Annotated in this window: 23 protein-coding genes and 3 pseudogenes; 13 read left to right on the forward strand and 13 right to left on the reverse strand. The window is 64.4% G+C overall.

Translation table 11 applies throughout. The features are described 5' to 3' along the window. Positions 1 to 68: 68 nt before the first annotated feature. Positions 69 to 511, forward strand: a pseudogene (locus tag AC0L27_RS10740) (hypothetical protein). Here AC0L27_RS10740 and AC0L27_RS10745 read toward each other — a convergent pair. Further along, positions 512 to 2,740, reverse strand: a complete 2,229-nt coding sequence (locus AC0L27_RS10745; RefSeq protein ID WP_354208106.1) for an ATP-binding protein — start codon at positions 2,738 to 2,740, stop codon at positions 512 to 514. 314 nt (positions 2,741 to 3,054) lie between these two features. On the opposite strand from AC0L27_RS10745, the gene AC0L27_RS10750 reads away from it, so the two are divergent. Continuing rightward, complete coding sequence (locus tag AC0L27_RS10750) at positions 3,055 to 3,828, forward strand: DUF2189 domain-containing protein (RefSeq protein WP_354208104.1); 774 nt, start codon at positions 3,055 to 3,057, stop codon at positions 3,826 to 3,828. A gap of 27 nt (positions 3,829 to 3,855) precedes the next feature. Here the strand turns inward: AC0L27_RS10750 and AC0L27_RS10755 are convergent, their stop codons facing one another. From AC0L27_RS10755 to AC0L27_RS10765, 3 genes are all read right to left on the reverse strand, one after another. Further along, positions 3,856 to 4,047 (reverse strand): hypothetical protein, encoded by a 192-nt coding sequence (locus tag AC0L27_RS10755; RefSeq protein WP_354208102.1) that lies wholly within the window; start codon positions 4,045 to 4,047, stop codon positions 3,856 to 3,858. Beyond that, a complete protein-coding gene (locus AC0L27_RS10760; protein WP_354061705.1) occupies positions 4,047 to 4,853 on the reverse strand; it encodes a transglutaminase-like domain-containing protein in 807 nt (268 codons plus the stop codon). Before AC0L27_RS10760 ends, AC0L27_RS10755 begins: the two co-directional genes overlap by 1 nt. A 65-nt stretch (positions 4,854 to 4,918) precedes the next feature. After that, positions 4,919 to 5,251, reverse strand: coding sequence for a hypothetical protein (locus AC0L27_RS10765; RefSeq protein WP_275173574.1), 333 nt, complete (start codon positions 5,249 to 5,251; stop codon positions 4,919 to 4,921). Here AC0L27_RS10765 and AC0L27_RS10770 point away from each other — a divergent pair. Then, positions 5,246 to 5,422, forward strand: a complete 177-nt coding sequence (locus AC0L27_RS10770; RefSeq protein ID WP_245286329.1) for a hypothetical protein — start codon at positions 5,246 to 5,248, stop codon at positions 5,420 to 5,422. The genes AC0L27_RS10765 and AC0L27_RS10770 overlap by 6 nt on opposite strands. Positions 5,423 to 5,440: 18 nt before the next feature. On the opposite strand, the gene AC0L27_RS10775 is transcribed toward AC0L27_RS10770, so the two are convergent. The 3 genes and pseudogenes from AC0L27_RS10775 to AC0L27_RS10785 all read right to left on the reverse strand — a co-directional run bounded on the left by AC0L27_RS10775 (position 5,441) and on the right by AC0L27_RS10785 (position 6,728). Next, positions 5,441 to 5,953, reverse strand: a complete 513-nt coding sequence (locus tag AC0L27_RS10775) for an SRPBCC family protein (protein WP_275173575.1) — start codon at positions 5,951 to 5,953, stop codon at positions 5,441 to 5,443. Then, positions 5,950 to 6,421 (reverse strand): annotated as a pseudogene (locus AC0L27_RS10780) (SRPBCC family protein). The gene AC0L27_RS10775 and the pseudogene AC0L27_RS10780 overlap by 4 nt, the downstream one beginning before the upstream one ends. After that, positions 6,414 to 6,728: an ArsR/SmtB family transcription factor gene (locus AC0L27_RS10785; RefSeq protein WP_354208098.1), complete on the reverse strand. Its 315-nt coding sequence runs from the start codon at positions 6,726 to 6,728 to the stop codon at positions 6,414 to 6,416. Before AC0L27_RS10785 ends, AC0L27_RS10780 begins: the two are co-directional and overlap by 8 nt. Before the next feature lie 165 nt (positions 6,729 to 6,893). On the opposite strand from AC0L27_RS10785, the gene AC0L27_RS10790 reads away from it, so the two are divergent. Beyond that, entirely contained in the window at positions 6,894 to 7,514 is a 621-nt protein-coding gene (locus AC0L27_RS10790; protein ID WP_085384410.1) for a LysE family translocator, read from the forward strand. Positions 7,515 to 7,525: 11 nt separating this feature from the next. On the opposite strand, the gene AC0L27_RS10795 is transcribed toward AC0L27_RS10790, so the two are convergent. Next, a complete protein-coding gene (locus AC0L27_RS10795) occupies positions 7,526 to 8,332 on the reverse strand; it encodes an N-formylglutamate amidohydrolase (RefSeq protein WP_354208096.1) in 807 nt (268 codons plus the stop codon). Between the two features lie 90 nt (positions 8,333 to 8,422). Here AC0L27_RS10795 and AC0L27_RS10800 point away from each other — a divergent pair, with 90 nt between their 5' ends. Further along, positions 8,423 to 9,334, forward strand: coding sequence for a transglutaminase family protein (locus AC0L27_RS10800; RefSeq protein WP_354208094.1), 912 nt, complete (start codon positions 8,423 to 8,425; stop codon positions 9,332 to 9,334). Between the two features lie 45 nt (positions 9,335 to 9,379). Beyond that, positions 9,380 to 9,778, forward strand: a complete 399-nt coding sequence (locus AC0L27_RS10805) for a gamma-glutamylcyclotransferase family protein (protein ID WP_354208092.1) — start codon at positions 9,380 to 9,382, stop codon at positions 9,776 to 9,778. On the opposite strand, the gene AC0L27_RS10810 is transcribed toward AC0L27_RS10805, so the two are convergent. Continuing rightward, the gene (locus AC0L27_RS10810; RefSeq protein ID WP_354208090.1) at positions 9,775 to 10,338 is read right to left on the reverse strand and encodes a chlorite dismutase family protein; all 564 of its coding nucleotides are present in this window, start codon (positions 10,336 to 10,338) and stop codon (positions 9,775 to 9,777) included. The genes AC0L27_RS10805 and AC0L27_RS10810 overlap by 4 nt on opposite strands. A 192-nt stretch (positions 10,339 to 10,530) precedes the next feature. Between AC0L27_RS10810 and dnaG the strand changes: the two genes are divergently transcribed. Next, positions 10,531 to 12,543: a DNA primase gene (dnaG, locus tag AC0L27_RS10815; RefSeq protein WP_354208088.1), complete on the forward strand. Its 2,013-nt coding sequence runs from the start codon at positions 10,531 to 10,533 to the stop codon at positions 12,541 to 12,543. 385 nt (positions 12,544 to 12,928) lie between these two features. After that, a complete protein-coding gene (gene rpoD, locus AC0L27_RS10820) occupies positions 12,929 to 15,079 on the forward strand; it encodes an RNA polymerase sigma factor RpoD (RefSeq protein ID WP_354208086.1) in 2,151 nt (716 codons plus the stop codon). A 167-nt stretch (positions 15,080 to 15,246) separates the two neighbouring features. On the opposite strand, the gene AC0L27_RS10825 is transcribed toward rpoD, so the two are convergent. Then, positions 15,247 to 15,483 (reverse strand): hypothetical protein, encoded by a 237-nt coding sequence (locus AC0L27_RS10825; RefSeq protein ID WP_275173584.1) that lies wholly within the window; start codon positions 15,481 to 15,483, stop codon positions 15,247 to 15,249. Between the two features lie 563 nt (positions 15,484 to 16,046). Next, positions 16,047 to 16,984 (reverse strand): annotated as a pseudogene (locus tag AC0L27_RS10830) (OmpA family protein). 153 nt (positions 16,985 to 17,137) lie between these two features. Between AC0L27_RS10830 and AC0L27_RS10835 the strand changes: the two are divergent. Further along, a complete protein-coding gene (locus tag AC0L27_RS10835) occupies positions 17,138 to 17,944 on the forward strand; it encodes a lytic murein transglycosylase (RefSeq protein ID WP_354208084.1) in 807 nt (268 codons plus the stop codon). 202 nt (positions 17,945 to 18,146) lie between these two features. Here the strand turns inward: AC0L27_RS10835 and AC0L27_RS10840 are convergent, their stop codons facing one another. After that, positions 18,147 to 18,980 (reverse strand): SDR family NAD(P)-dependent oxidoreductase, encoded by an 834-nt coding sequence (locus AC0L27_RS10840; protein WP_354208082.1) that lies wholly within the window; start codon positions 18,978 to 18,980, stop codon positions 18,147 to 18,149. Positions 18,981 to 19,107: 127 nt separating this feature from the next. Between AC0L27_RS10840 and AC0L27_RS10845 the strand changes: the two genes are divergently transcribed. The 4 genes from AC0L27_RS10845 (at position 19,108) to AC0L27_RS10860 (ending at position 22,718) form a co-directional block, all read left to right on the forward strand. Then, the gene (locus tag AC0L27_RS10845; RefSeq protein ID WP_275173588.1) at positions 19,108 to 19,482 is read left to right on the forward strand and encodes a response regulator; all 375 of its coding nucleotides are present in this window, start codon (positions 19,108 to 19,110) and stop codon (positions 19,480 to 19,482) included. A gap of 56 nt (positions 19,483 to 19,538) precedes the next feature. Continuing rightward, the gene (locus tag AC0L27_RS10850; protein WP_354061724.1) at positions 19,539 to 20,150 is read left to right on the forward strand and encodes a LysE family translocator; all 612 of its coding nucleotides are present in this window, start codon (positions 19,539 to 19,541) and stop codon (positions 20,148 to 20,150) included. Positions 20,151 to 20,845: 695 nt separating this feature from the next. After that, on the forward strand, positions 20,846 to 22,057 hold the full coding sequence (locus tag AC0L27_RS10855; RefSeq protein WP_354061726.1) for a GGDEF domain-containing protein: 1,212 nt from the start codon (positions 20,846 to 20,848) through the stop codon (positions 22,055 to 22,057). Positions 22,058 to 22,091: 34 nt separating this feature from the next. Next, positions 22,092 to 22,718, forward strand: coding sequence for a peptidoglycan recognition protein family protein (locus AC0L27_RS10860; protein WP_354061728.1), 627 nt, complete (start codon positions 22,092 to 22,094; stop codon positions 22,716 to 22,718). Between the two features lie 182 nt (positions 22,719 to 22,900). Here AC0L27_RS10860 and AC0L27_RS10865 read toward each other — a convergent pair whose 3' ends face one another. After that, positions 22,901 to 23,242, reverse strand: a complete 342-nt coding sequence (locus AC0L27_RS10865) for a hypothetical protein (protein ID WP_275173591.1) — start codon at positions 23,240 to 23,242, stop codon at positions 22,901 to 22,903. Positions 23,243 to 23,400: the final 158 nt, after the last annotated feature.

Consider the following 23,400-nt stretch of genomic DNA (forward strand, 5'->3'; position numbering starts at 1 on the left):
CAACATGGTTGACATGAGGAGCGGGCTTTGTCACTTTCCTGGCCGACGAGCCAAGGGAGGGCTCCGCCATGCGTCTTTCGGATATCGTCCTGCTCCTCAACGCGTTCTGGTTCGGCGGCGCCTTCATCCAGTTCAGCATTGCGCAAGCCAACACGCTGAAGATTCTCGTGCCGCGGGAAGAGCGCGCCAATCCGATCGCGCCGACATTGTCGGCCAGCGTGGCATTCCTCGGCGGCATCAATCTGCCGATCGGCCTTCTGTCGCTCTATCTTCTGGCAGCCCGTCCGGTTTTCTTCCAGCCGGTCGAAGCGCAGCTGCGCTGTTCCTGTTCTTTGCCGCCTGCCATTTCAGCCAGTTCGCCTACAACCTTCCGGTCCTGCTGCGCGGAGGACGCGTCGGGGTGGCTTACTGGCCCGTGTTGAAGGGCCCGATGCTCAGGATCTTCGTCATCGACGCGGTCTTGTTCGTGGCCAATCTGGGTGCGGCGCTTCTCCTCGCGTCGCGCTCCTGACTACCGCGACGGCTTCGACAGCGCGGATCGCAGCATCGCGGCGAGGTCTCGCCGCCGGAACGGCTTGGTCAGGATGCGGGCATCGCCGATCCCGTCGGGCGCCTTGACCGGATTTTGGCTGTAGCCGGAAGTGAAGAGCACCTTGAGCCCGGGCCGCAGCTGGATCGCTTGCCTGGCTAGCTCCGGCCCGAACATGCCGCCGGGCATCACGACGTCGGTGAACAGCAGGTCGATGTCCCCGGGCTGGCGCAACAAGTCGAGCGCCTCCGGGCCGCTCGCCGCCGTGATGACGCGGTAGCCGAGCGTCTTCAGCTCGCTTTCGACATAGGTCCGAACCATGTCGTTGTCCTCGACGACGAGAATGGTCTCGCTTGCTTCGCGCGTGACGATCCCTTCGGCGGGTGAGGGGGTCTCGTTCGGCGGCGTTGCCAGGCGGGGAAAGAACAGCCTGACGGTGCTGCCTTGTCTCGGCGCGGACTGCATCTGCACCAATCCGCCGGACTGCCGCACAAACCCGTAGACCATGCTCAGGCCGAGCCCCGTCCCCTTGCCGACCTCCTTGGTGGTGAAGAACGGCTCGAACGCCCGGCTTGCCACCTCGGCGGTCATGCCGCTGCCGGTGTCGGTCACGGCCACCATGACATAGTCGCCCGGTCGCGGCTCGCCGTTGACGTCAAGGTCGGACTCACCGAGCGAAGCGTTGCGCGCCTCGATGGTCAGCCTACCGCCCAACGGCATGACATCGCGCGCGTTGAGCACGAGATTGAGCAGTGCCGTCGTCAGCTGGCCGGGATCGACGCTGGTCAACCCCACATCCGGTTCGAGCGCGAAGGCGCATTCGATGTGCTCGCCCAGCGGCCGACGCAACAACTGCTCCATCTCCTGAATCTTCTCGCTAATGTCGATGTCCCGCGGTCTCAGGGGTTGCTTGCGCGCGAAGGCGAGCAGGCTCCGCGTCAGGTCGGAGCCGCGCTCGGCCGCTGTTGCGATGTCGCCGGCGATCCGGTGCAACTCCGTGTTTCCCGCCAGCCTGTCGGCAAGGTGCTCCGAATTGCCGAGAATGACGGTGAGGAGGTTGTTGAAGTCATGTGCCACGCCGCCGGTGAGCTGGCCCATGGCCTCCATTTTCTGGGATTGGCTGAGCTTCTGGTTGAGGTCCGCGATGGCCGCGCGTTGCTGCTCGAGCGACTCGGCGGTGCCATTGAGCAGGGTCATCAATCCGCCCAGTTCGCCGCGCGGATGGGGAGGGGGAATTCGCGCGCTGAGATCGCCGAGCCCGAGCCTCTTCGCCATGTTGGCGAGCCGCCCGACCTGGCGCCCGACGCTCACGGTTGCGAGGATCCATACGCCGGCCAGCAGCAGCAGCAAGGCCACCGCGAGGATCGCCATGTCCTCGTAGAGCCGGCGATTCGCCGCCGCGACCAATCCGTCCTTGGACCGTCCGACCAGGATATGGAGGCCGGCATCACGGATCGAAGGCGAGTGGGCGACGGCCCAGACCTGCGTGCGGCCGTCGCGATCGGTCACTTCTTGATATGCATCTTGATCGGGAGCCGTCGCGAAGCGGAGCAGGTCGGATCCCGCAATCGACGCGCCCACGGGCGCGCTCCAGCCGGCTGTCGAGGGGGCGACGAGAACGGTGCCCTTGGCGTCGATGAGCAGGATATCCTTCTCGGCGAGCAGCCGCTTGTGGTGATACTCGGCGAATTTGCGCAGGTTGAACGAGGCAAGCAGCACCAGCTTCAGCGCGCCCGCCTCCGATCGCACCGGATATGCGATCTGGAGCACCGATATTCCGGTCAGCCGGCCGAATACCGGCTCAACCACGACGTTGCGCGAGACCAGGGCCTGCTTGAAATAGGCGCGATCCCTCAGGTCGAGGGTGCGGTTGGTCCGCAGCGAGTCGCAGAACAGACTGCCGTCCGGGTCGATAGTCAGGATTCCCGTGAACTGAGGGTATTCCTCGCGCACATCGGACAGAAACGCCGAGCACGCCGCCTTGTCGCGCGTGTCGAGGTCGCGCGCACGGGCCAGACCGTAGTGAAGCTGCGCAGTGCCCTGAATCTTCTCGCCCAGATCGCTGGCAATGTCGTCGGCCGAAGCCGCCAGATTGGCCAGGGCGGCGTTGATTTCACTGCTCCGGTTCTGCACGAAACGCAGCCCGACGAGGCTCGCCGGCACCAGCATGGCCGCGATGACGAGTATCAGTAGCCGGGTACGCAAGCTCATCGGTGGGACGGTCCATTCGGGTCATCGCGCGCTCGTTCAAGGACCCAATTTGCGGCACCACCCTCAGCTCAGTCCATAGGCATCGGGCCGAAAAAGTCTCCGACGGGGAAAGATTTCGAGCCGCGTGCAGCACGGATGAGCTTCCCGAACGAAGCGACGCTGACGGCGCGGTGGTTTCCCCGGGTCTGCGCCGGCGGCTTCGGGATACCGTCGTCCGGCCGTCAACTCGCGCGTGCGGACCGGCCGCGGGGACGCTAAGATCGAGGCCAATCCGCGCGCGACGGAGATCGCGCCGGCCAACGAGGAGGAAGCTGATGTCCATTTCGGGCAAGGTCGATCCGGTGGTGCGTCCCGTCGCGGCGACCGACATCGCCGAGGCGCTGGTCGAGGGCCTGCGTGATTTCCAGGCGCTGCCGCTGTACGGCCTCTGCTTCGGTGCGCTCTACGCCGCCGGCGGCATTGCCATCATGCTGTGCTTCACCGCGTTCGGCATGGTCTATCTGGTCTATCCGCTGGCCGCCGGCTTCGCGCTGCTCGGGCCATTCGTGGCGATCGGGCTCTATGAAGTCAGCCGCCGTCGCGAGCGCGGCGAGGCCATCTCGCTCGGCGCGATCTGGTCGGCCGTGCGCGCGCGCAGCGAGATCGGCTGGATGGCCTTCGTCACGCTGTTCGTGTTCGTGGTCTGGATGTATCAGGTGCGGCTTCTGATCGCGCTGTTGCTTGGCCTGCATGCCTCGTTCTCGAGCCTACAGGAATTCATGACGGTGGTGCTGACCACGAATGAGGGCTTGCTGTTCCTCGGCATCGGCAACGCGGTCGGCGCGGTGCTGTCGCTGATCCTGTTTTCACTGACCGTGGTGTCGTTTCCGCTACTGCTCGACCGCGAGGTCGATTTCGTCACGGCGATGGTGACGAGCGTGCGCGCGGTCGTGGCCAGCCCGCTGCCGATGATTGGCTGGGCCGCGGTGATTGTGATGGTCCTGATCGTCTCCGCGCTGCCGTATTTTCTGGGGCTGGTGGTGGCGCTGCCCGTGCTCGGGCACGCGACCTGGCATCTTTATCGGCGGATCGTGGTGCCGGTGGCGTAACAGCGAGCCGGACGCAACGGCAGCGAGCTATTCGCCCGTTGCCAGCCGGCGCTCGCCTGATGAGGTCAGTTCGAGTTCACCGAGGCGCCTGATCGCATAACCCAGGTTGGTCAGCCGCTCGCCATGCGCTTGCGGAATTTCGCCTTGCGCCTTGCCCTTGCCGATCTCGGCCAACGACGCAAATTCATCGGCGCTGAGCGCAACGCTGTTGTCTGTCATCAGGCAACCTCGTCGGTCCATACCTTGAAATTGACCAGCTTATTCGGACCGAAGGTCTGGGTGATCGGGACGTCCGCGGCATCGCGTCCTTGTGCGATCAGCACGCGGCCGATCCGCGGCGTGTTGTTGCGGGGATCGAACATGTGCCAGCTTCCTCCGAGATAAGCCTCGAACCAGCCGGCGAAATCTCCCACAGCCCAGGGCTTCGGCGTGCCGATGTCGCTGAGATAGCCGGTGCAGTAGCGCGCCGGGATGTTCATGCAGCGGCAGAACGTGATAGCAAGGTGAGCATAGTCGCGGCACACACCCTTGCCTTCGTCGTAGGCCTCCCGCGCCGTCTTGGTTGCGCGCGCGTGCTCATAGCCGAAAGCGATGTGACGATGAACGAAATCGCAGATGGCCTGGACCCGCGCCCAGCCCGGCTGGGTGTGCTCGAACAGTTTCCATGCGATATCCGACAGGCGATCGGTCTCGCAGTAGCGGCTGCCGAGCAGATAGACGAGCGTGTCGGCCGGCAGCGCCTCGACGGCGTGCTGAGCCGCTTTCGGGAACACCGGGTCGGGCAGGCCGCTGTCGCTCACGACGCCGTCGCCGGCAAGGCGAAAGGCGCCGGCCGGCGCCACGATACGGCTGCACCAATTGCCGAAGAGGTCGCGATAGGGAGTGATCGGCACCGAGGGTCTGGTGGTCACCAGGTCGGGCACGATGACATCGGAGGCGCGCGTAAAGTGCGTGCCCAACACCATGATCATAGGCGTGGGCTGCGGGAATTCGTACAGCATCTCAAATCCGACGCGGAGCTTCATACGATTTTCCCTTGGCTAAGCTCCCAACATGGCTACGAAGCCGCCGATCACAAGGCTTCGACGGCTTATTCGATCGCGCACGGCATTTGGCGCCTCAAAAGCGCGGCGCGGGCGAGAAAACGATAGCTAATTGCGGCGATTGCGCGCACGGTGCCGATAATGTCGGAAAGACCTGTCGTCTCTGCGCTATGCAGCGCCACGACTATTCGCGCGACGTGAAGCGCCTCATTTCCTCGCACCGGCGGAGCCGACTCATCGCGACGTCGCAACAGCGGTCGTTGCGCAGATTGCCCGCTCCAGCGGGTGAGTTGGACGCGGCAGCGCGTGCCGCGGACCTCTGAAGGTTTCACCGCGATTCGATCATGAGATCGAACGCCAACCGAAAGCACCAGATGCAAGCTCTCTCCCCACGACACGTCAAGACAGAAGAAGCGCTCCGGCTCGGCGTCGAGTCGGGCTGGTACGCGATCAAGGTCAGCGGGACCTTTGTCTCGGGCCCGCACGATTCGGAAGCGGATTGCAGTCGCAAGATCGACGAAATCAATCCGCCGGTGAAGAAGAAGCGATGACGGCGCCGGGTTCGCCCGCTACGGCGTCTTGATACCCATCGCCTTCAACGCTTCCAGCATCTGCGCCGGCGGCGCCATCTTGATCTGCGGCGCCTTGCCCGTTTCCAGCAGGCTCTTCAGCCCTGACAGGATTGCGGGCCAGCCGGTGCGGCCGCCGGAAAGGATGTCGTCGCTGAGCGGGCGGTCGTGACGTTCGCTCATGGTGAGGCGGACGGCCTCGCCGGCTTGTTCGATCTCATAAGTCACAAGCGTCGTGCCGAGCTTTGCGACGAGGTCGGGCCAGTTGACGTTCCACGTCACCGTCAGCTTGTTCGGCGGATCGTATTCGAACACATCGCCCGAGATGTGTTCCGAACCGTCGGGCGCGCGCACGATGAATTTCCCGCCGAGTCTTGGCTCCATCTCAACTGCAAAGCCGGAAAAGTATTTGCGGCTGAACTCGGCGGAGGTCAGCGCCTCCCACACCTTGTCCGGCGTCGCGGCGATGTAAATCGTGTAGACGGTGAGCGGCTTGAACTGATCGAGGTTCATCTTGCATCGAATCCCTTGTTGAGGGCTGCGCGCGGAATGGCCAGCACCTTGCCGCTTTCCAGCAGGCTCTTGAGACCGGACAGGATCGCCGGCCAGCCGTTGGAGACGGCGCCGAGATATTTGCCGTCTTCGACGAAGCCGTCATGCAGCACCGTCAAACGCACGAGCGAGCCGAACGGTTCGATGGTGAACACGACGCGGGATATCGGCTCACCGCGCAATTCCTCGTATTTCTGGTGCTTGAAGCTGTAGGACAACCGCCGCGGTGGATCGGCCTCGAGGATCTCGCCGGAATCGGTGGTCTCGCCGTCCAGCAGCAGCGCGAAAGGGGAGCCGATTTTCCAGTCGGATCTGACCTCGGCGCCGAACCAGTATTGCTTGCTGAACTCGCTTGATGTCAGCGCCTCCCACAGCCTCTCTGGCGTGGTCTCGATGTAAGGTGACATAGACGAATTGCGGCTTACTCATCGCGCTTCTCCAACCGGCGTTTCAACTCGCCGAGTGCGGCGAGCTTGCCGCGCTCGAATTTCTTGATCCAGCGTTCGCCGATCTGATGGATCGGAACCGGATTGAGATAGTGCAGCTTCTCGCGGCCGTGCCTGAGCGTAGTGACCAGATTGGCCTGTTCCAGAATGGCAAGGTGCTTGGTCACCGCCTGGCGCGTCATCGCGAGACCTTCGCAGAGCTCGTTCAGCGTCTGGCCGTTCCTGGCGTGAAGCCTGTCGAGCAGCGACCGTCGTGACGCATCGGCGAGCGCTTTGAAGACCTCATCCATGGCGACGATAATATGCAACCATATGGTTGCATGTCAAGATGGTGGTGCGGCGCGCGATGCTCGTGTTCCTGCAGACGCCGGAGATGAAGACGTGGGGCTGCGGCGCTGGACGGACATTGAGTGTCATGCATTAATGCTCCGAACCGCTCTCAGCGAGTCCTCCCCATGATGTCTCTGCAAGCCTATCTCGCCTTCCTTGCCGCCTGCATCGCGCTGGCGCTGCTGCCGGGGCCGATCGTCACTCTCGTCATCGCCAACGGGCTGCGCCACGGCACGCGTGCGGCGCTGACCAACGTGGCCGGTGCGCAGGCCGGCCTCGCCATCGTCATCGGCATCGTCGCGGTCGGCCTGACCTCGCTGATGGCGACCATGGGCTACTGGTTCGACTGGGTGCGCTTTGCCGGCGCCGCCTATCTGGTCTGGCTCGGCATCAAGCTGATCTGGGCGCCGGTCGAGGGCGTCAATGTGGACGAGCCGCCAGCGCCGCCGCGTGGCGGATTCTTCCTGCAAGGTTTCCTGGTGCTGCTGTCGAACCCGAAGGTGCTGGTGTTCTTTGGCGCCTTCATCCCGCAGTTCATGGACATGAACCGCGACCACTTCCCGCAGGTCGCGCTGCTGGGGGCCACCTTCATGGTCACTGCGGTGATGACGGACGCGCTCTACGCCATCGCGGCCGGGCGCGCCCGTAAGTTCTTTTCGGCTCGCCGCACCCGCATGATGTCGCGCATCTCAGGCGGCTTCATGATCGGCGGCGGCATCTGGCTGGCGCTGACCAGGGCGAAATAACCGGCGTTGAGCTAGTCGACCAGCCTCGCCGCCCGCAGCTCCAGCTCGATCTCCGCAAAAATCCGCGCCAGCCGCTCGGCCCATTGCTGTTGGCCGGACTGGTCGGCGATCAGATCCTGGCGGATCTCGATGCCTGTGTTGACGAGGCCGCGGGCTTCGCCGTGGACGGGAATAGTGTAGTCGGTGAGGTCGTTCACCGCGTAGGGCTCGTTGTCGCCGACGACGAGATCGCTCTCTCTGCGCAGATGCCTGAGCAACAGCTGCGGCAGCACGGTGTCGCGATTGTAGAGCGCGCCGATGTGCCAGGGACGCGCGACGCCGGCGTAAACGGGGGTGAAGCTGTGCAGCGACACCAGCACCGTGGGCCGCTTGTCGTGCACGCGGCGGCCGATCGCTGCATCGATACGGCGGTGATAGGGCTCGAAAATCTCGCGCCTGCGCGCTTTGCGCTCCTGCTCCGAAATCCCCTCGTTGCGCGGGATCGCGGTTGCTTCGGAAATCACGGGAATCGAGCTCACGGCGGCGGGCGGGCGGTTGCAGTCGATCACAAGCCGCGAATAGCGCTGGGCGATCAGATGCGCGCCCAGCATCTCGGCCAGCCGGTCGGCGACACCCGCGATGCCGATGTCCCAGGCGATGTGCCGCGTCAGCTCGCCTCCCGCGACGCCGAGATCGCCCAGCGTACGCGGCAGCACCCGTCCGTAGTGGTCCGAGGTGAGCAAAAAAGGCGACGTCCCTTGCGCATTCACCTCGTGCACCGGAGGGACGTCACCCTCGCTGAGGAGTTGATTGGTCGCCTCGATTGTGTCTAAAGCCATCCTGATTGCCTAATGAAACAGCAGTCACCCGAAGAATCGGGCGGGATTGCTGTAGATTGGTCCGCCCGACATCACCATGATTGCCTGACGATGCCGCTGCTGACGATTCATCACAAGACCGAATATCGCTACATCCGCCCCGTGGCGTTCGGCGAACACAGGATCATGCTGCGTCCGCGCGACGGGCATGATCTGCGGGTGCTCGACTCCAGGCTCGAGATTTCGCCCGAGCCGATGTCGCTGCACTGGATCCACGACGTGTTCGGCAATTCCGTCGCGATCGCGAATTTCGACGAGCGCGCGGCCGCGCTGGTGTTCGACTGGCACGTCACCGTCGAGCACAATCCGGTCGAGGAGTTCGCGCTGACGCCGGACGATTCGGCCTATTTCTATCCGTTCGCCTATGAGGACGAGGAATTTCCCGACCTCGTCCAGTACATCACGCCGCAATATACCGATCCCGAGGGCGAGATCGCGGAATGGGCGCGCGGCTTTCTCGACGAGGACGCGCCGACGCCGACCTTCAAGATCCTGAGCGGCATGACCCACGGCATCCGCGAGCGGTTCAAGTATCGCAAGCGCCACGAACTGGGCACGCAGCATCCGCTCGACACCTTGCAGTCCGGCACCGGAACCTGCCGCGACTACGCGCTGTTCATGATCGAGGCGCTGCGCCATCTCGGCTTCGCCGCACGATTCGTATCCGGCTACATCTTCCTGCCGGAGGATATCGCGCAGCGCCATGTCGGCGGTGGTTCGACGCATGCCTGGGTGCAGGTCTATCTGCCGAGCGCGGGCTGGATCGAGTTCGATCCGACCAACGGCATCGTCGGCACCCGCGACCTCATCCGCGTCGCGGTCGCCCGCGATCCGCGCCAGGCGATCCCGCTGCACGGCGTCTATATCGGCCCTGCGGGCGCGTTCGAGGCCATGGACGTGACCATCAGGGTGGTGTCGGACGAGCAACGCAGCGACGAGGAGCTGGAGGCGGAGGTTTCGTAGATCGGCCGCGATTTGCGCGCTGCTGATTGACGGTTATAGAAGGCCATGACCTCCAATCGTCTCTTCGTCTACGGCACGCTGATGCGCGGCTTCGACCATCCGATGGCGCGGCTGCTTGCGGGCCACGCGGATTTTCTCGGTGAAGCGACCTGCCGCGGCCGGCTCGTTCTGGTGAAGCATTATCCGGGGCTGCTGCTCTCCGATGTGCCGTCCGACCGCGTCCACGGCGAACTCTTCCAGCTGCGCGTGCCGGACGAGCTCCTGCGCGAGCTCGACATGTACGAGGCCTGCGGTGAGGGCTTTCCGGAGCCGACCGAATATCTGCGCCAGCTGGTCGACGTGACAGGGGCGGACGGCGCGACGGCACCGGCCTGGACTTACATCTACAACTGGCCGGTCACCGATCTGCCGCGCATCGAATCCGGCCGCTTCCTCGATCACTAGGCCGACAGCACTTCCTTCACCGCGCGTACGTCCACCTCGCGCTCGACATAGCTCCACTCCTCGGTCCGCCTGAGCATCGCCACCAGCTCCTCGAACAGCGAGGCGTGCGCGGGCGCGAATTCGAACCAGGTCAGGAAATCGAAGGGCCCGCCGAGGTCGCGGCAATGATAGAGCTGGCGCGCGATCGCGGGCAGGAAGCGCAGGCTGCTCGCGATGTGATGCGATTTGTCCTCGAAGATCCTGCGGCGCTCCTCCTGGGTCAGATCCCACCAGGCCTGCGACTTGCGGATCGGGATCAGCGCCGCGCTGGTTGCTTCCAGCCGGCCGAGGCCGGCCTGCACGGCCGTGAGTTGCTGCTTCTCGGCGCGCTCGGTGTAGCGCAAGCTGCTCGCGACACCGACGAGCCGCCAGGCATTGCGCGAGGGCACCAGCGGCAGCGCGATGGCCTCGCTGTCGGTGACCGACAGCGCCGGCATGAAGGGGAGGGGTTCGCCCGTCACGGGCGAAATCGAGGTGATGCGCCAACCCCCGCTCTGGCCGCCTCGGAAGGTCCTGAACATGGCCCATGGAAGCGTGGAACCGGGGCGGGTTCAAGGCCTCTGTCACTCCGGGCTCAGGCTCCGCCCGCCCTGGAATGACGGAAGGGCTGTGAACAGCGCGTATAAGCCTGACAAACCTGACTTCTGGACGGGTCGTCCCTATATCCCTGATCCCTTCGCCCGACTCACACGGTTTCGCGTTACACAGAGCCCATGCGCTTCACGCCCCAATTCCTCGACGAGCTGCGTGCCCGGCTTTCGGTTTCCGAGGTCGTGGGCAAGCGCGTCAAGCTGAAGAAGGCGGGGCGGGAATGGAAGGGGCTGTCGCCGTTCCAGCAGGAAAAGACGCCGTCCTTCTACGTCAACGACCAGAAGGGCTTTTACCACGACTTCTCCTCGGGCAAGCACGGCGACATCATCAGCTTCATGATGGAGACCGATGGCCTGCCGTTCGCGGAGGCCGTGGAGCGGCTCGCCAATATGGCGGGCCTGCCGCTGCCGGCGGTGACGCCGGATGCGGCGCGTCAGGAGCAGCGGCGCCGCTCGCTGCATGACGTGATGGATCTCGCCGCGAAGTTCTTCGCCGAGACGCTGGCCTCGCGCGTCGGCGCCAAGGCGCGCGGCTATCTCGCCGATCGCGCCATCTCGCCGGCGACGCAATTGCAGTTTCGGCTGGGCTATGCGCCGCCCGATCGCTTCGCGCTGAAAGAGCATCTCGGCAAGCTCGGCGTCTCCGTCGACGACATGGTCGAGACCGGCATGCTGGTGGCCGGCAACGACATCCCGGTGCCCTATGATCGCTTCCGCGATCGCGTGATGTTTCCGATCACGGATTTGCGCGGTCGCGTCATCGCCTTCGGCGGGCGCGCGCTGGAAAAGGACGTTCCGGCCAAATACCTGAACTCGCCGGAGACGCCGCTCTTCCACAAGGGCGACAATCTCTACAACCACCAGACGGCGCGCAAAGCCACCCATGACGGCAGCGCCCTGGTCGTGGTCGAAGGCTATGTCGACGTCATCGCCATGGTCACCGCGGGCTTTGCCGGCAGCGTGGCGCCGCTCGGCACCGCGCTCACCGAAAACCAGCTCGCGCTGCTCTGGAAGATGGCGGACGAGCCGATCCTCTGCTTCGACGGCGACCGCGCCGGCCAGAAGGCGGCGTATCGTGCCGCGGACCTCGCCTTGCCCTTCCTCGCGCCGGGCAAGAGTCTTCGTTTCGCGCTGCTGCCGGAAGGGCAGGACCCGGACGATCTCGTGCGCTCCGGCGGTCGCGGCGCGATCGAGGAGGTGATCGCGGCGGCGCGTCCGCTCGCCGAGATGATCTGGTCGCGCGAGCTCGAAGGCGGCAATTTCGCCACGCCCGAGCGCCGCGCCGCGCTGGAGGCGCGCATCAAGGAGCTCTCCAACGGCATCCGCGACGAGGTGGTGCGGCGCTATTATCGGCAGGATCTTGCCGAGCGGCTTCAGCGCGCCTTTGCCCCCGAAGGCGGGCGCGGCGGCTTTGGCGGCGGCCGGGGCAATTTCCGCCCCGGGCCCGTCGGTCGCCAGTTCCAGCCCCGCGGTGGGGGAGGCGCGAATCGATTCGGCGGTCAGGGATTTGGTGGCCGCCGCGGCCCGCCCGGTCCGATCCAGCTGCCCTCCGGGCCCTACCAGGCGGCGAGCGCGCAGCTGGCGGCAAGCCCGATCATGCGCGGCCAGCGCAGCGCTATCTCCCGCCGCGAGGCCCTGATCCTGCAAATCCTGATCAACCACCCATGGCTGCTGCACGATCATCTCGAGGAAGTCGCGGCCCTGGAGCTCGCCCATCCCGAGGTCCACAAGCTCCGGGCCGGCATCATCGCGGCCTTTGCCAACGACCATCACCATTCGCCGGACCCCGGTGAGCTCGCCGAGAAGATGCGCGGCGACCTCGAGAAGGGCGGATTTTCGCAGGCTCTTCAAAGGGTTGATGGCGGCATCACGACCGCGGCGGTGTGGGGCGCCCGCGAGGGCGCCGCGCGGGACGACGTTCTCTCCACCTGGCATCAGCTGGTCGCCTTGCATCGGCAGTACCATTCACTACTTAGAGAGCTGAAAGACGCCGAGATGGCCTTGGGGGAGGATCCCAGCGAGGCCAACATGGCGTGGCTGCGCGACGTCAAGGCTCGGATAGGCGAAGTCGATGGCACCGAGGCCCTGATCGAGGGTTTTGGCGAGCTGTCGGGCCGGTTCCAGAAGAGCGTGTGATGAAAGAATCATGCGGACGGCCGGGACCGGAACCGCTAAAAGACTCGCCAAATCCGAGGTTTGGCGGCAAAAACAGGGTTAATCGAGGCTTAACGGTCTTGTAGCACTTTGGCCACCAGGCGGCCGCAGGCAGAACAGACGCGTCAGGAATGAATCCGCGCAATTGCTGTTGGCACTACACCTGCATCCGCTGCGACAAAGAGGCTCTACGAAGCGTTAGGCAAATCCGGCGAGTGAAAGGTCGGGGGTGGCGACAAGAGGTCCGCGCCGCCCTTTCCGTGTCGAGATCTGACGAAGCGAGAGCATCGAGCAACAGGTTCAAGTGATTTCACGCGGGCGCGGCGAACGGGCGAACGTCTGTGTGAAACGCGTTTAGGAGCAATGGATGGCCACCAAGGCAAAGACGCTGCAGGCGAAGGACAAGGAAAAAGACGACAAGGCAGCGGACGCGCCGGAGAAGGACTCCCAGGACGCGCCCTCGCCGTTGCTCGATCTGTCCGACGCGGCCGTGAAGAAGATGATCAAGCAGGCCAAGAAGCGCGGCTTCGTGACCTTCGATCAGCTCAACGAAGTTTTGCCGTCCGACCAGACCTCTCCCGAGCAGATCGAGGACATCATGTCCATGCTCTCGGACATGGGCATCAACGTCACCGAAGCCGACGATAGCGAAGGCGAGGAGGACAAGGACGAGAGCGGCGAGGACGAGACCGACAACGAGCTCGTCGAAGTCACCCAGAAGGCCGTCACCGAGGTCAAGAAGAGCGAGCCGGGCGAGCGCACCGACGATCCCGTGCGCATGTATCTGCGCGAGATGGGCACCGTCGAGCTGCTGTCGCGCGAAGGCGAAATCGCGATTGCGAAGCGCATCGAGGCCGGCCGCGAGGCGATGATCGCAGGTCTGTGCGAAAGCCCGCTGACCTTCCAGGCCATCATCATCTGGCGCGACGAGCTCAACGAAGGAAAGATCTTCCTTCGTGACATCATCGATCTCGAAGCCACCTATGCCGGGCCCGACGCCAAGGCCGGCATGAACAATGCAATGATCGCGGGTCCCAACGGCGAGAACGGTGAAGCGGCGGCCGAAGGCGGCCAGGTCACCGGCGCTGCGCCCGCGCATGTCGCGCCGCCCGCAGCACCGCCGGCGCCGACCCCGTTCCGCGCCGCGCCTGCGCCCGGCAATGCCGGCGAGGCCGCGAAGGATCCCGCGGAGTCCGCCGCCGAAGCGGACATGGACGAAGACGACGAGTTCGAGAACCAGATGTCGCTTGCGGCGATCGAGGCCGAGCTCAAGCCGAAGGTCGTCGAGATCTTCGACAAGATCGCCGACAGCTACAAGAAGCTGCGCAAGCTGCAAGAGCAGGACATCCAGAACCAGCTCGAGAGCACCTCGCACGGCCCCTCGCTCTCGCCGCACCAGGAGCGCAAGTACCGCAAGCTCAAGGACGAGATCATCGTCGAGGTGAAGTCGCTGCGCCTCAACCAGGCGCGTATCGACTCACTGGTCGAGCAGCTCTACGACATCAACAAGCGCCTCGTCTCGCATGAGGGCCGCCTGATGCGCCTTGCCGACAGCCACGGCGTCGCGCGCGAAGACTTCCTGCGCAACTACACCGGCTCGGAGCTCGATCCGCGCTGGCTCAACCGTGTCTCGAAGCTGTCGGCCAAGGGCTGGAAGAACTTCGTCCATCACGAGAAGGACCGCATCAAGGACCTCCGCCACGAGGTGCATCAGCTCGCGGCGCTGACCGGCCTGGAGATCATCGAGTTCCGCAAGATCGTGCACTCGGTGCAGAAGGGCGAGCGCGAGGCCCGCCAGGCCAAGAAGGAGATGGTGGAAGCCAACCTCCGTCTCGTGATCTCGATCGCCAAGAAATACACCAACCGTGGCCTGCAGTTCCTCGACCTGATCCAGGAAGGCAACATCGGCCTGATGAAGGCGGTCGACAAGTTCGAGTACCGCCGCGGCTACAAGTTCTCGACCTACGCCACGTGGTGGATCCGGCAGGCGATCACCCGATCGATCGCCGACCAGGCGCGCACCATCCGCATTCCCGTGCACATGATCGAGACGATCAACAAGATCGTGCGCACCTCGCGCCAGATGCTCAACGAGATCGGCCGCGAGCCCACTCCTGAGGAATTGGCCGAAAAGCTCGGCATGCCGCTGGAGAAAGTGCGAAAAGTCCTCAAGATCGCCAAGGAGCCGCTCTCGCTGGAGACGCCCGTCGGTGACGAAGAGGATTCACACCTCGGTGATTTCATCGAGGACAAGAACGCGATCCTGCCGATCGACGCCGCGATCCAGTCGAATCTGCGCGAAACCACCACGCGCGTGCTGGCCTCGCTCACCCCTCGCGAAGAGCGCGTGCTGCGCATGCGCTTCGGCATCGGCATGAACACCGACCACACGCTGGAAGAAGTCGGCCAGCAGTTTTCGGTGACGAGAGAGCGTATTCGTCAGATCGAAGCGAAGGCACTGCGGAAGCTGAAGCATCCGAGCAGGTCGCGGAAGCTGCGAAGCTTTTTGGATAACTGAGCGCGAACATCGATCCAAAGCAAAACGGCGGGCCCAAGGCCCGCCGTTTTTGTTTTAGCTTCAGCTCTCGCCCCGTCATTGCGAGCGGAGCGAAGCAATCCATCGCGCGGCATGTGGAGACGTGGATTGCTTCGCTCCGCTCGCAATGACGTGGATAGGGCTGAAACTTACTTCTTCTTCGCGCCGACTCGCTCGAGGTTCTTGATTTCCATCGGCGGGCGGCCGGATTTTTCGGCGATCTCGCGGTCCTGCTCCATGATGAAGGCGCGGGCCGGCTCGTCGCCGTCGAGGCCGCCGAGCAATTCGGCGGGCACGCGCCGGTTTGAGCGTTGGGAGCCGTCTTCATAGAAGACGTTGAAAAAGGCGAATTCGCCCTTGGGATTGGTTCCGGGTTTTTTGGCCATGGCCGGCTTTTCGTCGATCAGGGGGCCATAGTCAAATGACTTTGGCAGGTTTCCGGTGGCCGGTTGCGCGCCCTGCAGCGGCAGAACCGGCTGCGCGATCGATCGACGAACCCGTTTGCGAGGCGCCTGGATGTCGGGCGGAAGCGTCCAACGCTTCGTAAAACCCGATGCGCTCCTTCGAGGAGACCCTTACCTCACCCTTGCCTCAACAAACGGCGGGCCGCGAAGCCCGCCGTTTATTTTGGTCTTCAGCGTCGCCCGGGGCTGGCGGGGCGACAACCTAGAATAGAAGATTATAACTCGCGCCATGCCGTGGCAAGGCAAATCGTTGACGCTGCGATGTCGCAGCGAGCGCGTCAGATATGCAGTGGTCGCGACATCGCGTTTTGCAAAGCAATTGCTTGGATATTTCCTGCTCTCGCAATGCAGCGACCGGTACCCACCTTGTCAGAAAGCGCGTTTCCCTGCACGTATTCCCGCATGCGTGCAGAAGTTGCGCTGACTAACATATGTTAATCCGTTCCGCACTTCACGCTGTCCCATCACCATCGCACGCGCCGTTCTCACGGCGCCACCAGCTCCACCCGGCGGTTCAACGCACGGCCGGCGTCCGATGTGTTGGATCCGACCGGCGCCAGCAAGCCGACGCCAGCGGTGCGCAGCCTCGTTTGCACAATTCGAAAACTCTTCACCAGCTCGGCGGCGACGGCTTCGGCTCGGCGCTTCGACAGGTCGAGATTGTACTCATAGGCGCCCTGGCTGTCGGTGTGGCCGACGATGAAGACGTTGAGCTGCGGCTGGCTCGTCAGCAGCTTTGCGATCTGCTCCAGCGTCGGCCGGCTTTCCGGTTTGAGCACGGCCTTGTCGGTGTCGAAATAGATGCCGTAGAGCGCGATGTGGCCGGTCTCGCCAAGTCCCTTCGCCATCGCGGCGGCGTCCACCATCTTGTTCGCGATGGCGCCGAGCTCGGCGACGGTGACCTGCGCGGTGATGTCCTGATTGTTCTGGCTGACGAGGACGCTGGCAAAGGTCTCGCGCCCGCCCTCGATCTTGCGGCCGGCGTAGTAACGATAGTTGAAACCATCGACCCACATCTGCGGCACCGGCAGCGTGTCGATGGCTTCGGTAAAAGAAATGGCCCCGCAGGAATCGGTGTCGCAGGCGGGCAGGGTCTCGAAACCGGCTTTGGCAAGCTGCGTCTCGAAATTCGCGACACTTCCAGGATCGAGGGGCCGGGATTGGTGCGATAGGCGATGCGGACAATGCGGCCCTCGAGCCGCCGCGCATCGACGGGCTGGCCGTCCTTGAAGGGAGCCGCCTGCATCCGCGCCGCGTCAAAATCCTTCATCACATAGCCGGTGATGACGCTGCCGGCGAACCGGCCGATGCCGGGATAGTCGCGGCTGCCGGCGACATCGCGCGTCTGTGCGGAAGCGGCCATCACGGTGAGGGAGAGCAAGGCGAGGGCGGCGAGCACCCGGCGCGACATGGTCATGGACATCTCGATCGGTTGGGGAGGGGGCGAGCGCATTTGATTTGTCGCAGGCAGGCAGCGATCGGTTCTGGCGAGGATTTGCCGCTTTGACGCGAATCCGGTTCCCGGGCATGATCGCGCGCTGCTTCCCCCCGCTCATTGTTCAAAGGATTTCCCCATATGCTGCGATACGCCCTGGCCATCGCCTTCATCGCCTGTCTGGCCAGTGGATCGGCGCAGGCCGCGCGCTGCGGCGGCGACTTCAATAGCTTTGTCGCCAGCATGGCCTCGGAAGCGCAAGCCGCCGGCGTCTCGGCGGGCGTGACCAGCGCGGCGCTCAGCGGTGTGCAGCAGGACGGCGCGGTGCTCGCCTTCGACCGGCGCCAGCGCTACACCTTCAACAAGAGCTTTGAGCAGTACGTCTCGACTCGCGTCGGCCCCGGCCGCATCAATGGCGGCCGTGCGATGTTGCAGCGCCACGCCGCGCTGCTCTCGCGCATCGAGCAGCAGTTCGGCGTGCCCCGCTATATCCTGGTTGCGATCTGGGGGCTGGAGAGCGATTTCGGCAAGGGCGACATCGGCAAGATGCCGGTGATCCGCACGCTGGCAACGCTCGCGCATGATTGCCGCCGCACGGAGCTGTTCCAGGGCGAGCTGCTCGCCGCGCTGAAGATCGTACAGCGCGGCGACCTGCCGCTGCGCGACCTGATCGGCGCCTTTGCCGGCGAGATCGGCCAGACTCAGTTCCTGCCGTCGTCCTACATCAAGTATGGCGTTGATTTCGACGGCGACGGCCACGTCGATCTCCGCCACAGCGTCCCCGACGTGCTCGCCTCGACCGCGAACCTGCTCCACACCAGCGGCTTCAAGATGGGCCAACCCTACGGCGAAGGCACCGCCAATTTCGAGGCCATGCGCGAATGGAACAGGGCGGTGATCTATCGCAAGACGATCGGGTATTTTGCCGATCGGCTGGCGGGGCAGTGAGGGGCGTGATGCCTCTCCGCCGTCGTCCTGGCGAACGCCAGGACCCATTACCCCAGGCGGGAATCGTTACAACGACTCGCAGTCACGTGCTGAGTAACTGCCAGTCTTCGCCAAACTGAATTCGGTGGCTATGGGTCCTGGCTTTCGCCAGGACGACAGCGGCGGGTGTGGCGCCTGGCATCGTGCAATTCGACGGCGCCCCTCACTTCGTCCCCTTCGCCATCCTCTCCAGCTTGCGCTGCAACGGGGCCCAGTACGTTGCCGGGCGGAAGCGCTGCAGGAGATCCATGAAGCGGGCGTCGTTGCCGATCAGGATGCGCGGCTCGTTTCTCTCGATGCCCCTGATGATGCGCAGCGCGGCATCTCGCGGCGTGGTCTTTGCTGCGTTCTCGAACCGCTCGATCGATTGCGACCGGCGCGCATTATCGGTGACGCCGGTCCCGGTGCGCGAATTGCGGGCGATGGCGGTGGCGACGCCGCCGGGATGCACGACCGACAGCCTGACGGGGCTGCCCGCCATGGCAAGCTCGTGCCGCACGCTCTCGGAAAAGCCGCGCACCGCGAATTTCGCCGCGGCATAGGCCGACTGTCCCGGCGGGGCGATGATGCCGAAGATCGAGGACAGGTTGACGATGTGCGCCTCGCCCATCGTCTTCAGATGCGGCAGGAAGGCGCGCGTGCCGTGCACCACGCCCCAGAAATTGATGTCGAACAGCCAGTCCATCTGTGCCTGGTCGATCTCCTCGAACGAGCCCATCAGCGCCACGCCGGCATTGTTGACGACGATGCCGAGCGCGGGATGCGTGGTGGTCGCCTCACGCGCGAACTGCGCGATGTCGTCGGGCTCGCTGACGTCGACGCGATGCAGGCTGACCTTGCGCGCGGCTCCGATCTCGGCCGCGAGCGTCTTCAGCCCGGACTCGTCGCGATCGGCGAGCGCGAGATCGCAGCCGCGCCGCGCAAGCTCGCTCGCGAGCGCCCGGCCGATGCCGCTTGCCGCTCCGCTGATGGCGGCGGCGCCGCGGATCGATGTCATGATATCCCCCGTCAAGCCTTCGAGCGGAACTATGCTTTACATTTTTTCATATTGGAACCGAACCGCATCGCTGTTCCCACCTTAACGTACGTTACTTCATGAAGACAGGCAGCATTGGGAGCCGCCGATGGGACAAGCAAAGCCGTTTCGAGCCACCGCACTGATCGTTGAAGACGACCTCATGCAGAGGGAGATGCTCAGCCTTCTTCTCGAAGAAAGCGGCTATGACGTCATTCAGTGCGAGAGCGCCGAGGCGGCCGAGCTGGTGCTGGAGAAGAGCGCCGGGGCGCTTTGCCTGATGATGACGGACGTGCAGCTTGCCGGCCGCATGAACGGCGTCGAGCTCGCGCATGTCGCCAAGGACCGCAACCCGAAGCTCGACATCGTCGTCACCTCCGGCCGCCCCTTGATGCAGCCCTTGCCGAACGGCGCAAAGTTCTGGGCCAAGCCCTGGGCGCCGCTCGACGTGCTCCGCGAGGCCGAGATCGCGCAGCTGTCCTGACGGTCGATCTGGCAGGCCGGCTTTCACGGTCCGCGGCGCGGTGATAAGGTCGGTCCATGACCTTGTCCTTCCTGCTCACCTCGCTGATCGTCGTCGCCTCGCCCGGTACCGGCGTGCTCTACACGCTGGCGGCAGCGCTGACCCGTGGCTCGCGCGCGAGCATCGCGGCCGCGTTCGGCTGCACGCTCGGGATCGTGCCGCACATGACGGCCGCGATGCTGGGGCTCGCCGCCGTGCTCCACACCAGCGCGCTCGCCTTCGCCGCGCTGAAATGGTGCGGCGTCGCCTATCTGCTCTACATGTCATGGCAGGCGCTGCGCGAGACCGGGGCACTGGCGGTCGACGGCGAGATCCGCGAGCGTTCGGCTGGCCGGGTGATCGTGACCGGCTTCCTGATCAACATCCTCAATCCGAAGCTGTCGATCTTCTTCCTCGCCTTCCTGCCGCAGTTCATCGCCGCGGACGAAGCCCATGTGCTGGCGCGGATGCTGGAATTGAGCGGCGCCTTCATGGCGATGACGTTTGCGGTGTTCGTGGTCTACGGCCTCTGCGCAGCCTCGGTGCGGGAGCGCGTCATCTCCCGCCCGCGTGTCATGGCCTGGCTGCGCCGCAGCTTTGCCGCCGGCTTCGCCGCGCTCGGCGCCAAGCTGGCGTTCGCGGAGCGGTAGCGCTTTCCACCTCTCGAGCGGTCGTCATGCCCGGGCTTGTCCCGGGCATCCACGTTCTTCGTGCCGTGGCGTGGGCGTGGATGGCCGGGACAAGCCCGGCCATGACGCTGCGGAAGATTCCGCCCCTCCAGCAACCGCCCAATAAAAGAGCGGGCCTTGCGCCCGCCGTCTTCAAACTCACAATTCCTGCCCGACGCCCGGGCGGAGCGAGCTCCACCCGGGCAAAGAATAAGAAGCCTCGTTACTTCTTCTTCGCTGCCTTCTTGGCCTTCTTCTTCGTCGCCTTCTTCGCCTTCTTCGCTTTCTTAGCCATAGGATCCTCTTCAGGGTTAATGGTGAAACGCGACACGAGGGATGCTCGGCGGAGGGCCAGCCTCGCAACATCCTCGACGACAAGCTCAGCAGATTCGCGCGCTTCTGCCCCGCGCTGTCACATCCGTGTCATCGCGTTATCCACAGCTCAGATGCATTTTCGGGTGATTTTGGCTCGCGAATCCACATCGCCGGCCATGCCTAACGATCCGACAATGCGCCGGCCGTTCATGAATCCAAAACCAAAGGCATGTTTTCGCGGATCGCAGTGAGACTCCGTTAAGCGCGTCGGTCGCATTGTCCCCGCAACAAAACGGGGACGGGGTCATGAACGGACAGCTGGCAGGGACGGAGGGCGCGATGCTGCGCTTGTGGCGCGCGCCATGCTGAACGTGCCGACACTCTGGACCGTATTCGTCGTCAACTTCCTGGCGCTCGGTCTGATCTGGGCCTACGTGACGCGCTCCTATCCGAAATTCGCGGCCGCGCGGTTCTGGATGGCATCGTGCTTCGTCGGCGCGATCGGCACGATGGCGGCCTTGATCCGCCTTTTCGTCGTCTCGCCTGTCCCGCTGCTGCTCGGAGCCGTCGGCATCATCGCGGCGAGCAGCCTTGCCGCCATGGGCATTCAGCGCTTCTACGGTCGGCCGGTGTCGTGGCGCGTCATGGCCGCGACGGGAATTCTCAGCCTCAGCGGCGTCGTGTTCTTCATGGTCGTATTCGATCACATGCAGCTGCGCATGCTCAGCTACTCGCTCGGCCAGGCGCTGCCGCTGGCGCTGTCGCTGCGTTTGCTGCTATCGCCGCCGGAAGGCCGTGCCAGCCCGGGAGCCCGGCTCTCCGGCATCGTGATCATCATGATCATCGCGATCTTCGCGGCCCGTGCGATCGGCAATCTGCTCGGCGGCGATTTCTCGTCGGTCGCCGGAGGGCAGTCTCATGCCGTCATGGTGCTGGGCCTGCTGTTCCTGTCGATGACGCTCAATTTCGGCTTCCTGCTGATGGCGATGGACCGCCTGCGCAACGAAGTTGCCGACCTCGCGCTGCTTGACGATCTCACCGGTGTCGCCAACCGGCGGCATCTGTTGCAGCGGCTGGGTGAAGAATGCGCCCGCTCGGAGCGCAGCAACGAGCCGTTCTCGCTGCTGGTGATCGATCTCGACGGCTTCAAGACCATCAACGACACCCATGGCCATGCCGCGGGCGACGCCTGCCTGCAGCACTTCACCCTGATGGCGCAGACGCGCTTGAGGCCCGGCGACATGCTCGCCCGCACCGGTGGCGACGAATTCTGCGTCGTGCTGCCGTCGTCGACCTTGCGCGAAGCGGCTGCGATCGCCCGACGCGTGCTCGAGGTCTGCCGCCAGGATGCCGTCAACTGCACCGGCATCGACATTCCCATCGCGATCTCGATCGGGGTGGCGCAGTGGGACCGTGGCGTCGGCCAGTTTCCGGATCGCCTGATCGCACATGCCGACCACGCTCTTTATGCGGCCAAGAAGAACGGCAAGAACGACTTTGCCGTCCACGATCCGGCGCCGCCGCTCATGCCTGACCCGATCGATCCAGGTGAGGCCTTGCGCAAATTCGCGTAGGGGCGTGCTAACGTCGGGTCCGCACTGGACCCGCATGATGATCTCTCGCCTGCTCGCGACCATTCTCGCCGCCCTCGTTCTGATCGCACCTGCCGCCGCGGCCGACGCCGAACTCGCAAAGCTCGCGCGCGCCTCCGGCACGCCTGACATCCCCGGCCTGAAGATGGTGTGGCTGGCGCCATGGGGGGACGTCGGCAACGCAAAACCCTGGCGCAACATCATCGTGCACCAGACCGAGGGACCGGCAGGTTCGGCGCGCGGCGGTGCGCAGGAGCAGGCTAAGAATCCCACGCGTCGCGGCGTCACATTGTGGGTGGAGACCGACGGCACCGTCTATTGGGCGGTGGCGGAAAACCTGGTGCCGACCCATGGCGACGGCGCCAACCGCAACGACAACAAGTACATCGATAACAAGCCGACCTATCGCCAGGTGGTGCGCCACAATTCGATCGGCGTCGAGTTCGCCGGCAACTATCCCGACGTCACGACGGGCCCGACCGCGGCGCAGGTCGCGGCGTGGAAGATCCTCGTCCAGATCCTGCGCGCGCGCTACGGGATCCCGCTCGACCGCGTTTATGCGCACAACTGGATCGACTACAAGGACGCCCGCTATTGCGAAGGCTGCTGGCTCGCGACCCTGGCGCGGGTTTGGGGGGAGTAGAGTTAGCGAGGCGCCGGCGGTGCGCTCTTCCCTTCTCCCCTTGCGGGAGAAGGTGGCGCAAAGCGCCGGATGAGGGGTTGTCTCCGCGAATGACGATGTGAGAGATGCGCTCGCGGAGGCGACCCCTCACCCGTCTCGCTTCGCGAGCCACCCTCTCCCGCAAGGGGAGAGGGGAAAAGCAACTACACCGGCTCCGACATCCAGCCGAACAACCGCCGGATCAAGCCCGGCCGCCGCGGCACTTCCGGCGGGTCATCCGCCGCGAGCACGCGCTTGAAGAAGTAGTCCAGGAACACCATGTCGTTCGGCTCGGTGACCGTGAATGTCTCGTCGCCGAAGTAGACGCTGTAATTGAAGAAGAACGGACCCATCAGCGGGATCGTCGCGGTCGAGGCATAGTCCTTCGAGATCACGAACTCCGACGGCTCGAGCCCGTGCTCGCGCATCGCCTGCTCGACCAGCGGCAGCTTGCGCATGAACTGGGCGGAGAAGCCGCCGACGGTGGATTGCAGGATGATCGACACGGTCTGTGTCCGTTCTCTTGAGGCTGTCAGTCCAATGTTTTTGGTCGGCCGACCGGCAGTGGGGGTTCAAGACGCCTGGCCCGCGTCTCCAACAACATGCTGCACCTCACACGCAAACAAAAAAGCCGGCGTTGCCGCCGGCTTTCTGTCTCTTGTCG

The sequence above is a fragment of the Bradyrhizobium sp. Ken51 genome, from assembly GCF_055807435.1.